The 9,223-nt window shown below is 52.2% G+C and carries 10 protein-coding genes; 6 read left to right on the top strand and 4 right to left on the bottom strand.

Translation table 11 applies throughout. The features are described from left to right. Positions 1-356 precede the first annotated feature (356 nt). Positions 357-1,151: a LuxR family transcriptional regulator gene (locus tag MWU63_RS17515; protein WP_213890640.1), complete on the bottom strand. Its 795-nt coding sequence runs from the start codon at positions 1,149-1,151 to the stop codon at positions 357-359. 121 nt (positions 1,152-1,272) lie between these two features. Here MWU63_RS17515 and MWU63_RS17510 point away from each other — a divergent pair, with 121 nt between their 5' ends. Genes MWU63_RS17510 through MWU63_RS17485 form a run of 6 tightly spaced genes read left to right on the top strand, consistent with a single transcriptional unit; the run spans position 1,273 to position 6,895 of the window. After that, positions 1,273-2,397: an ABC transporter ATP-binding protein gene (locus tag MWU63_RS17510; protein ID WP_213890641.1), complete on the top strand. Its 1,125-nt coding sequence runs from the start codon at positions 1,273-1,275 to the stop codon at positions 2,395-2,397. 26 nt (positions 2,398-2,423) lie between these two features. Beyond that, positions 2,424-3,584: a spermidine/putrescine ABC transporter substrate-binding protein gene (locus MWU63_RS17505; RefSeq protein ID WP_247079016.1), complete on the top strand. Its 1,161-nt coding sequence runs from the start codon at positions 2,424-2,426 to the stop codon at positions 3,582-3,584. 22 nt (positions 3,585-3,606) lie between these two features. Then, positions 3,607-4,458: an ABC transporter permease gene (locus tag MWU63_RS17500; RefSeq protein WP_213890643.1), complete on the top strand. Its 852-nt coding sequence runs from the start codon at positions 3,607-3,609 to the stop codon at positions 4,456-4,458. A 10-nt stretch (positions 4,459-4,468) separates the two neighbouring features. Next, positions 4,469-5,287, top strand: a complete 819-nt coding sequence (locus MWU63_RS17495) for an ABC transporter permease (RefSeq protein WP_213890644.1) — start codon at positions 4,469-4,471, stop codon at positions 5,285-5,287. A gap of 38 nt (positions 5,288-5,325) precedes the next feature. Beyond that, positions 5,326-6,081, top strand: coding sequence for an SDR family oxidoreductase (locus MWU63_RS17490; RefSeq protein ID WP_213890645.1), 756 nt, complete (start codon positions 5,326-5,328; stop codon positions 6,079-6,081). A gap of 22 nt (positions 6,082-6,103) precedes the next feature. Continuing rightward, entirely contained in the window at positions 6,104-6,895 is a 792-nt protein-coding gene (locus MWU63_RS17485) for an SDR family oxidoreductase (protein ID WP_246531802.1), read from the top strand. Positions 6,896-7,294: 399 nt separating this feature from the next. Here the strand turns inward: MWU63_RS17485 and MWU63_RS17480 are convergent, their stop codons facing one another. From MWU63_RS17480 to MWU63_RS17470, 3 genes are all read right to left on the bottom strand, one after another. Continuing rightward, a complete protein-coding gene (locus tag MWU63_RS17480) occupies positions 7,295-7,792 on the bottom strand; it encodes an IS110 family transposase (RefSeq protein ID WP_246531803.1) in 498 nt (165 codons plus the stop codon). Continuing rightward, on the bottom strand, positions 7,793-8,338 hold the full coding sequence (locus tag MWU63_RS17475) for a transposase (protein ID WP_246531804.1): 546 nt from the start codon (positions 8,336-8,338) through the stop codon (positions 7,793-7,795). 111 nt (positions 8,339-8,449) lie between these two features. Further along, a complete protein-coding gene (locus MWU63_RS17470; RefSeq protein ID WP_247079013.1) occupies positions 8,450-9,217 on the bottom strand; it encodes an ABC transporter substrate binding protein in 768 nt (255 codons plus the stop codon). Positions 9,218-9,223 lie beyond the last annotated feature (6 nt).

Below are 9,223 nucleotides of genomic sequence, written 5' to 3'. Positions count from 1 at the left end.
TGTAAAACGTCCGCGTCCGATATTTCATCTCTAACACTCCATCTTTCCAAAAAGACTAAAGTGTTGCGACCACCCGTTGAAACCGCCGGACAAACCAGCCGTTCAGGACTTGTGGCCCAATGACTTCTTGTTGCGCATTGTGACAGGACAAATACCAAGTAAATTTTGAGGACGGCCAAAACCGTTCAATCGACCGAATCGTCATTGCCGCAAAACAACATAGGACAATAGTTGTTCGAGAGTTTTCTAGAACCGCCTAGAACCGTAATCCACGTCGAGCAAAGATTCAGGTAAATGCATGTTTTCCATTAACCAAACATCCCTGAACTATTCACGATGATCGCAGATCCAAGCGCTCAACCCACGGGTTCTGCGATTAAGGTTTTGATAAATTTAGAAAACAATTCACCCTGCGAGCGAATGCGTAACTTGGAATAGACATTACGTCTGTGGATACGGACAGTACCAGGTGAGATTTCCAGTATTCGACCCACCGCATCGGCAGAGTGACCCTTAAGTGTGTATTCCACGACCTGTCGTTCTCTCGGGGTCAATACACCTTCACCAAGATTGAGGAAGGCGAGTTCTACACTTTGGTGAATTCTTGAATTGGCAACCGCATGTTCACCTTCTACAGAACGAGCGGATAAGTCACTCCAATGGCATCTGCATAGGGCACGAACGATCGGCCAGAACTGGCGGAGTTGTCGCACCTCTTTTTGGGTAAAGGGCTTTTCCGCTCGCATAAGAGAAACAACTGCAATAGATTTGTCAGGCAGTTCGATAAAGAAGCCGATTTCTTCGGCCAATCCCGTTCGCATGTAGTAGCTGCGGAAGTACTCGCCCTGAAAAAAGCGGTCCGGGGCTAGATCACGGATTCGATAGAGGCCCGGCTCCACCTTATTCTCGCAGGCCAAATAGAACGGGTCGAGAAGGTATGGACCTTCCTGGTAGTCTTCGACAAAGATTTTTCTCTTTTTCCGAGGGAAATCATCAAACAAGTCAATCGGGCGTGCGGCACCGAGATACCCAAAGATCACTGTAAAATCGAAAGGGACAATCCCTTTCAGCGCAGCGGAAAGGGATTTTGCGAAATCTTCGGTGCCAACAGCTTCGATGACAACGCCTGTCGCTTTGGTCCAGTTTTCCATCACAATTTTTCAACTACCCAAAATGTTCTACCAAATTCGTGGTATATACACCGAAACAGGTTTTTCATACAGTTTTCACCATAAGGATAGTATTTACCCTATGGAAAAAAGATAGCAATAAATGATTAGTACGGGATATGAGGCGCGACCCGCACCACGCAATAAAAAGGCAATTGCGGAACTTAGGGGCGTTTCAAAACGGTTCGGTGATGTGCTTGCCGCGAGTGAATTGGATCTTGCGATCGCCGAAGGTGAATTCCTGTCCTTTCTTGGCCCTTCAGGATGCGGGAAAACGACGGCCTTGCGGATGCTGGCTGGCTTCGAGACCCCGACCGAGGGGGATGTTCTTCTGGATGGCGAAGTCGTTAACAATCTTGATGCGCATCACCGACCGGTCAACATGGTATTCCAGCACTATGCATTGTTTCCGCATATGACGGTCGAGCAGAACATTGGTTATGGGCTCCGGCAGCGTCGTCCACGTCTCCCTAAAGCAACGATTGCCGAAAAAGTCGGCAAGACGCTAGAAGTCGTACGCCTTATTGGTTTTGAAAACCGCCGCATCTGGGAGATGTCGGGTGGACAGCAACAACGCGTGGCATTGGCCCGCGCGATTGTGAACGAACCTAAGCTGCTTTTACTCGATGAACCGATGGCAGCTCTTGACCGTAAGTTGCGTAAAGAGATGCAGATCGAGTTGCAGAACTTGCAGCGCCAGCTTGGCATCACGTTTGTTCTTGTCACTCATGATCAAGAAGAAGCCCTTTCGATGAGTGATCGTGTTTGCATCATGCGGGACGGGAAAATCGTTCAGGTCGGCAGTCCTCAGGAACTTTATGACCATCCCAGGAGCCGTTATGTCGCTGGCTTTGTTGGCACTTCCAACTTCTTTGACGGAGTCGCAACTAAGTCTGAGGGACAGTCGGTGTCCGTGCGTCTTGCAAATGGTGCCGAGGTCGAAGGTCGGCCAATGGTAGATGCACCCATTGATCGGAACGTTTGCATCAGCGTCCGCCCTGAACAGATCAAACTGCGTCGTGAAGGCGAAGGCGAATCTGTTACTGTTCTAAATTGCATTTTTTTGGGCGAGCACACTGAGTACCTTGTTAAACACCAGACACTTGGAGAGTTTCTTGTTCTTTCGCCAAGACAATCAGAATTGAACGACGGTCCGTTCAATACGGGCGACACATTGCTGGCCTCGTGGGAAACCAGTGCAGCGCTTGTTCTCGACAGCAACCCGTAATCACATCAACAACAGGGAGCAATACAATGACAAATCACAATGATCACATTTCCAAACAGACGTTCATGGACGAGCTATATCGCTACAAGAAGGGTTCCGTTACCCGACGCCATTTTTTGAATGTCACCGGACTTGGCGCTGCAACCGCAGTTATGGGCGCTGCTGTGCCCGGATTGCTCCCAAAGCCTGCTTTCGCTGCCGGCGATATTGGCGACCGGGTCATTTTAGCAACTTGGCCTAACTACCATGACCCTGCAAATTTCGAAGCTTTCACCGAAGCGACTGGCGCCCATGTACAGGTTAATGTGTTTGGTTCGAATGAGGAAATGCTGGCCAAGCTTCAGGCTGGCGGCAGCGGCTGGGACGTCTATGTACCGACCAATTACACCATCACAACCTATGTCAGTGAAGACCTAATTGAGCCATTGGATGTTTCGCGCCTACCAAATTATGACCCGTCCGCCTTTGATCCGCGGTATGCCGAGGCCGGCTCGGTTGATGGCAAGCTTTATGCTGTACCAAAAAATTGGGGCACCACGGGTTATGCGGTAAACACAAGCCACACCGGCGGTCACAAAATGACCTCGTGGAAAGACTTTTGGGACATGACCATGGACAGCCTCTCGGGGCGCACCATGGTTCATGACTATCAGCTAACTACGATCGGCAACGCACTGAAATATTTTGGTTATTCTTTCAATTCGGTGGATGAAAAAGAACTGGCTGATGCAGAAAAACTGCTGATCGACTCAAAACCACACCTGTTTGCGATTTCTTCGGATTATCAGCCGTCGATGCGCAGTGGCGATGCCTGGATGACCATGTGCTGGACTGGTGATGGCAAGCAGCTGAACACCGACATCCCTGAGATCGAATATGTGCTTGGGGTTGAGGGAGGCGAGCTTTGGAGCGACTACTATGCTATCCCCAAGGGAGCGCCGCATATGGACGCAGCCTATGCGTTGATCAACTTTATGCTGGATCCAAATGTAAACGCTAAAGAAGTGTTGGCTCATGGCTACCCGTCAGCCGACGCGCATACCAACGCGTTGTTGCCCGAGGAACTGCTAAACGATCCGATCCTCTATCCAGCGCAAGACCTGCTGAACGCGCTGGAGTTCGGCGCAGCCGTGACCCTGACAGACCCGAACCGTGCCGAGCTGATGGCGCGTTTCAAGTCTGCCTAAGTCTAGAACGGACGAGAACAACATGACCCAACGCGCACGCAACTGGTTACTTCTTGCACCTGCCGGAACGTGGTTTCTGGTGATGCTGTTGCTACCGCTGACTGTTGTTCTCGTTTTCAGCTTTGGAGAGCGGGCACCCGCCGGAGGGGTCGTGCCCGCTTTTACTCTTGAACAATATGCCAATCTTCCTGCACGATGGACAGCGTTCAAGAACACTATGACTCTTGCACCGATTGGAACGCTGGCTTCGTTATTGATTGCTTACCCGCTTGCCTATTTTCTGGCGGTCAAGGCTGATCCGAAGTGGAAAACCATCTTGCTGGTTCTGGTTATCGTGCCCTTCTGGACATCCATCTTGATCCGAAGCTACGCATGGATTTTTATTTTGGGCGGAAGAGGTCTTCCTGCACTGCTTGACTGGGTGGGCATCGAAGGCGTGCGGCTGATCAACACGCCCTTCGCCGTTCTTGTCGGTATTATTTACGGCTACCTGCCGCTTATGGTATTCCCTATTTTTGTTAGTCTCGACCGTTTGGACAAGCGCCTGCTTGAGGCATCTTCCGACCTTGGCGCCAAACCATGGGCTACATTCCTGCAAATCACGCTTCCCCTTTCCATTCCGGGAATTGCGACAGGTTGTATGCTGGTCTTCATCCTGCTGATGGGAGAATTCCTGATCCCAGCGCTTCTGGGCGGTGGCAAAGTGTTCTTTGTTGGCAACGCATTGGTCGACCTATTCCTGCAGTCCCGAAATTGGGCATATGGCTCAGCTGTAGCTGTCACACTAGTCCTCGTTATGCTGATCACCGTCACGATCTACATGCGGCTTATCAATCGTCTTGGCGCAAGCCGTGAAGACGTCTCGATCATGTGAAGGTGCCTTGATGAGACTCTATGCCAGTTGTGTCTACATATTTCTCTATTTTCCCATCGGCATAATCGTGCTTTTCAGTTTCAATGCCGGGCGTCATGCCAGCCAGCTTCAGGGATTTTCGACCCAATGGTATGGTAAGGCACTTTCGAACCCATTTGTTATGGACGCACTTCAGACAAGCCTTTTGGTTGCGTTCACTTCGGCTTTGCTGGCAAGTTTATTTGGAACGATGGCCGCAGTCGCGTTGCAAGGGATCAAAGGACCGGTGCGGACAGTATTTGACATGCTGATATACGTCGCGGTCATGATCCCTGGTATCGTCATCGGTATCGCCACTCTGATTGGTTTGGTGACAGTGTTCGACCAATTGAACCCGGTGCTAGCTTCGATCTGGCCTGGGGATGGCACGCCTCCAAAACTGAACATGGGACTGGGTTCACTGGTTGCAGCACACACGATGTTCCTGATGGCGCTTGTAATCATCATCGTTCGGGCACGCCTTTCTGGAATGGACCGAGCGTTGACCGAGGCGTCTTCGGACCTATACGCCACGCCGTTCGGGACGTTCCGGCAAGTGACTTTGCCGTTAATTTTCCCAGCTGTTCTCGCAGGTTTTCTTCTTAGTTTTACTTTCAGCTTTGATGACTTCATCATCGCGTTTTTTGTAGCCGGATCAGAAACTACTCTGCCAATCTATGTGTTTTCGTCGATTCGGCGCGGCGTCACTCCAGAAATCAACGCTATTGGCACTATGGTTCTTGCGGTTTCTCTTGTCATGCTGGTCGCCGCCCAAATTCTTTTGCGACGTGGAGAAAAGAAATCGAAATAACTCCAAACAAAACACCCACCGGCAAAACCAACGAAACCTTGCTGCAAGGTAGAGTCGCCTTCGTCACCGGGGCAGGATCTGGCATCGGCCGCGCAAGTGCTACTGCGATGGCGCGCAGCGGGGCGCATGTTGCCGTCACGGATCTGGATGGTGCAAAAGCGGCGCGCGTTGCTGATGATTTGCTGGAGGAAGGTTGCCAGGTGACATCTCTGGCACTCGATGTTCTGGATGACGAGGCACTCGCCGCGGCCATTGAAAAGACTGCAAGCGATTTAGGACGGCTGGATGTTCTCCACTCCCATGCTGGCTATCAGATTGAGGGAAATCTTGAACAGGTTTCCCTCGAAGACATGGATATGTCCTGGCGGTTGAATGTGCGCGCGCATTTCGTCGCCGCGAGGGCGGCGGTCGGCCCAATGAAAACTCAGGGCGGCGGCAGCATCATCATCACCTCGTCCAACTCGGGTGTGCAGTATGACCGCGAAATGATCGCATATGCCACGACCAAGCACGCCATCGTTGCGATGACACGGCAGATGGCCGCGGATTATGCCAAATACAAAGTACGCTTCAATTCTTTGTGTCCAGGCTTCATCGACACACCGTTCAATGCTGGCTTTGAAAAGCAGATGGGCGGGCGGTCAAATCTTGAGGGCTATGTTGCCGAGAACGTCCCAATGGGACGCTGGGGGACCTCAGATGAGATCGCTGACTCGGTTCTATTTCTGGCCTCGGATATGTCGTCGTTTATGACCGGGCACGCCCTGGTAATTGATGGCGGTGAATGCATTTAGATCTAACAACTCGGAGTTTACCATGTCGATGCAATCTAAATCCGCCGCTGGCCGCCTGGCTGGAAAAGTAGCAGTCATCACTGGTGGTGCAACAGGGATCGGGCGCGCCACCGCTCTGGCGTTTGCCCGTGAGGGCGCCAAGGTCAGTATCTTCGATATTCAGATCGAGGAAGGTTTTGAAACGGTGGACTTGATCCGCAAGGCCGGCGGAGAGGCGGAGTTTTTTCAGGCGGACTTAACCAAGGCGGACGAAATCGACCGCGCCTTCGACGGCTCCATCGCCGCCTTTGGCCCTTACAACGTGCTGTTTAATCATGCCGGAACAATCATCGTAAAGCCGCTGCATGAGACCACGGAAGAAGACTACGACTGGCTGATGGACGTAAACGTAAAGTCAGCTTTTTTAGTTTGTCGCCGTGCCGTTCGAGAAATGAGCGAGAATGGCGGTGGTTCGATTGTAATAACGTCATCCATTGCGGCGGAACTCGGCTACGCGCTAGAATCCGTCTACTGCATGTCGAAGGGGGCAGTGCTGCAATTGGCCCGCACGATTTCCACCGAGTATCGCGATGCAGGCATTCGCTGTAACGCGGTATGCCCCGGTTTTGTCGAAACAGCGCACGGACTGAAGGAAATCGCCGAGTTGGATGCCGCAGGACAAGAATGGGAAGTATCCGGCATGGCAGCCACGCAAGGTCGCATTTGTTACCCAGAAGAGGTTGCAGCGGCAGTGGTTTTCCTGGCCTCGGACGAAGCCAGTTTCGTGAATGGTAACGCGACATATGTCGACAATGGCTGGTACGCCAAAGGGTAAGCCCAAGACCGCATGCGTGGCTGCTAGCCTCTGAAGTCACGCAAGATAACTTCGAGGGTGAAATACAGATCACGCATACGGGTTCTATCATGACCGCCGGTTTGCTTTCGCACGTCCCGCGAATGACAGAAACCCGCCTTCCTTCAGATCATTGTAGTTACCAAAGTTCTCTATCTGCGGCCGTTAATTCAAGGGCGTATTTCGGTCTCGTCGGGCTCATGGTTCTCTCCAAGGTCGGCGTTGCCGCCTCATAATGGCGTCGGGGACTGGTGCCTCAAAAAGGTCCGCTGCGAGGTCGCCAAATTTCAGGCGCATCGACATTGGTCGGCGAGGTCATCCGGCCTCCGTCCCGATGGGACGTTTTTACACCCGGACAGGCGTATTCGGTTTTAAGTTAACTCATGCTGGCAATCCCTCTTTGGTCCAGGCGAAGGTTGCGCCATCGCGCCAGATCCGGGTCATGATGACAGCCAGTTTTCGCGCCGTGGCAACGATGGCCTTCTTCATACCTCTTCGCGCCACGAGCCGCATGGCCCATGCTTTGAGCGGTGAGAAGCGCGACACACGTTGGATCAGGATGTTGGCCGCCTCATAAAGCAGCTTGCGCATGGACCCGTCACCGCATTTCGAGATGCGCCCCGACCAGTCCGTTTCACCAGATTGATATCGCCTTGGGGTCAGTCCCAAATACGCGCCCACATCTGTCGCTTTGCGGAACCGCGCCACATCGTCGATTGTCGCGATGAAGCTAAGGCTGACGATGGGACCAACGCCCGGGATACTCGTCAGACGCCGTGCCAGAGTATTGTCTTTGGCAAGCTGCTGTACCTTTGCATCGATCGCAGTGACTTCGAGACAGACGGTTTCATGCACTTCGATCAACGAGGCGAAGATCATCTACAAGCTTTGATCCCCCTTAATCGCCGCCCCCAGTTGATCGCGGAAGCTCCTTCGGCTGTAGCCCGCATTTATCGGCCCTAGCCGGATCCCATAGGCCTTCAAAAGACCCCGTACTTGCCCTTCAATGTCCATCCGAATGCGGATCAATCGTTCTCGTGCTGAAAGTATGAGACGTAACTGGTCGCTCGCCTCACTCTTCACGTGAACCGCGCCATACCACTCCGTGCGGGCCAATTGCGCGAGCCCGACAGCGTCCGATTTATCAGACTTGTTCATCCGCGCCAACAGCACTATGTGAACGGCCCGCGCATCAATGCAAACAACGGGTGCGCCTCGCTTAACCAGCTCTCGTGTTAACCAGATCGACATCGGGCCGGACTCGTGAACGATCTTCTCCACGTCATCGACTTCAGCAACGATGGTGCAAACAATTTCATCTGGGTTCGTCGCGCAAGTCCCCTCGAACAGGATCGTGCCCGCATCATCCACAATGCAAAGGGCGCATTGCTCTTGGGCGACATCAATTCCAACGTAGCGTTTCATAGTATCTCTCCTCTGGCTGCAGGGTTTCTCCGCAAACAATAGCGATGTTTGAAACCTCACAACCTGGATCCGCCGCAGATACGCCATGTCCGCTAAAAACAATGATAGGTATTACTTGATGGTCTCAGCCACTTGCAAAATTTCCACGGATGGGAAAATGCCTAGCTTGCGCGCTACTTCCATGTTTACGACGTAGGCAAAATCAGTGACGCGGGCAATTGGCAGGTCGCCGGGCGTATCACCATCTCTAAGGATCTTGAGTACTTGTTCTGCTGCCACACGTCCAACATCATAAGCACGCGCAGCAATTGACACCAATGCCTGGTTTTCTCGGATCATTTCCTCATACGGGCTCAGAACTGGAAGTCCATTCTCAACTGCGGCATTGGTAAATGCATCGGCATGTATGCGCAGATAAGAGCTTGATCCCAAGTAGATAAAATCCACATCAGCTTCAGAAAGTTCCTTCATGCGCACCGGAATTAATGCGGGGTTTGGCGCTCCCGTATTTCCTGGATCAAGCTCAATCGCGGTGAGCTCATATCCCATTTCTTGTGAAAGAGCGCGATGTTCCTCGACCTTGATCAACGAGTTGCGTTCATTTCCGTTGTAAAGGATACCAAGATGCTGAAAACTTGGCTTATTGCTCCGGATGGTGCGGATGTTTACCTCCTCCGGAACGCGATTAAACGTTCCCGCAATGTGCGGGCGGCCGCTACCTTCGAAGCTTTCAGCAATGCCCGTTCCAAACGGGTCTGCGACATACCAAAAAACTCCCGGGATACCGTTGATAAATTGCGTATTTCCATCGTCGGTCTTTCGGCCAAGTATTCCCAACGTCACGCTGGTTCCATAAATCGCAACCAAATCAGCGCCCAACTGCCT

The organism is Pseudohalocynthiibacter sp. F2068, from assembly GCF_023015645.1.
Lineage (GTDB): Bacteria > Pseudomonadota > Alphaproteobacteria > Rhodobacterales > Rhodobacteraceae > Pseudohalocynthiibacter > Pseudohalocynthiibacter aestuariivivens.
Note: the sequence above shows the minus strand (reverse complement) of the source record. Positions and strands in the feature narration are given on the sequence as shown.

Bases quoted from the DNA above. Each gene is read 5' to 3' on its own strand.
- MWU63_RS17515 (WP_213890640.1), bottom strand. From the start codon at position 1,151: ATGGAAAACTGGACCAAAGCGACAGGCGTTGTCATCGAAGCTGTTGGC.
- MWU63_RS17510 (WP_213890641.1), top strand. From the start codon at position 1,273: ATGATTAGTACGGGATATGAGGCGCGACCCGCACCACGCAATAAAAAG.
- MWU63_RS17505 (WP_247079016.1), top strand. From the start codon at position 2,424: ATGACAAATCACAATGATCACATTTCCAAACAGACGTTCATGGACGAG.
- MWU63_RS17500 (WP_213890643.1), top strand. From the start codon at position 3,607: ATGACCCAACGCGCACGCAACTGGTTACTTCTTGCACCTGCCGGAACG.
- MWU63_RS17495 (WP_213890644.1), top strand. From the start codon at position 4,469: ATGAGACTCTATGCCAGTTGTGTCTACATATTTCTCTATTTTCCCATC.
- MWU63_RS17485 (WP_246531802.1), top strand. From the start codon at position 6,104: ATGTCGATGCAATCTAAATCCGCCGCTGGCCGCCTGGCTGGAAAAGTA.
- MWU63_RS17480 (WP_246531803.1), bottom strand. From the start codon at position 7,792: ATGATCTTCGCCTCGTTGATCGAAGTGCATGAAACCGTCTGTCTCGAA.
- MWU63_RS17475 (WP_246531804.1), bottom strand. From the start codon at position 8,338: ATGAAACGCTACGTTGGAATTGATGTCGCCCAAGAGCAATGCGCCCTT.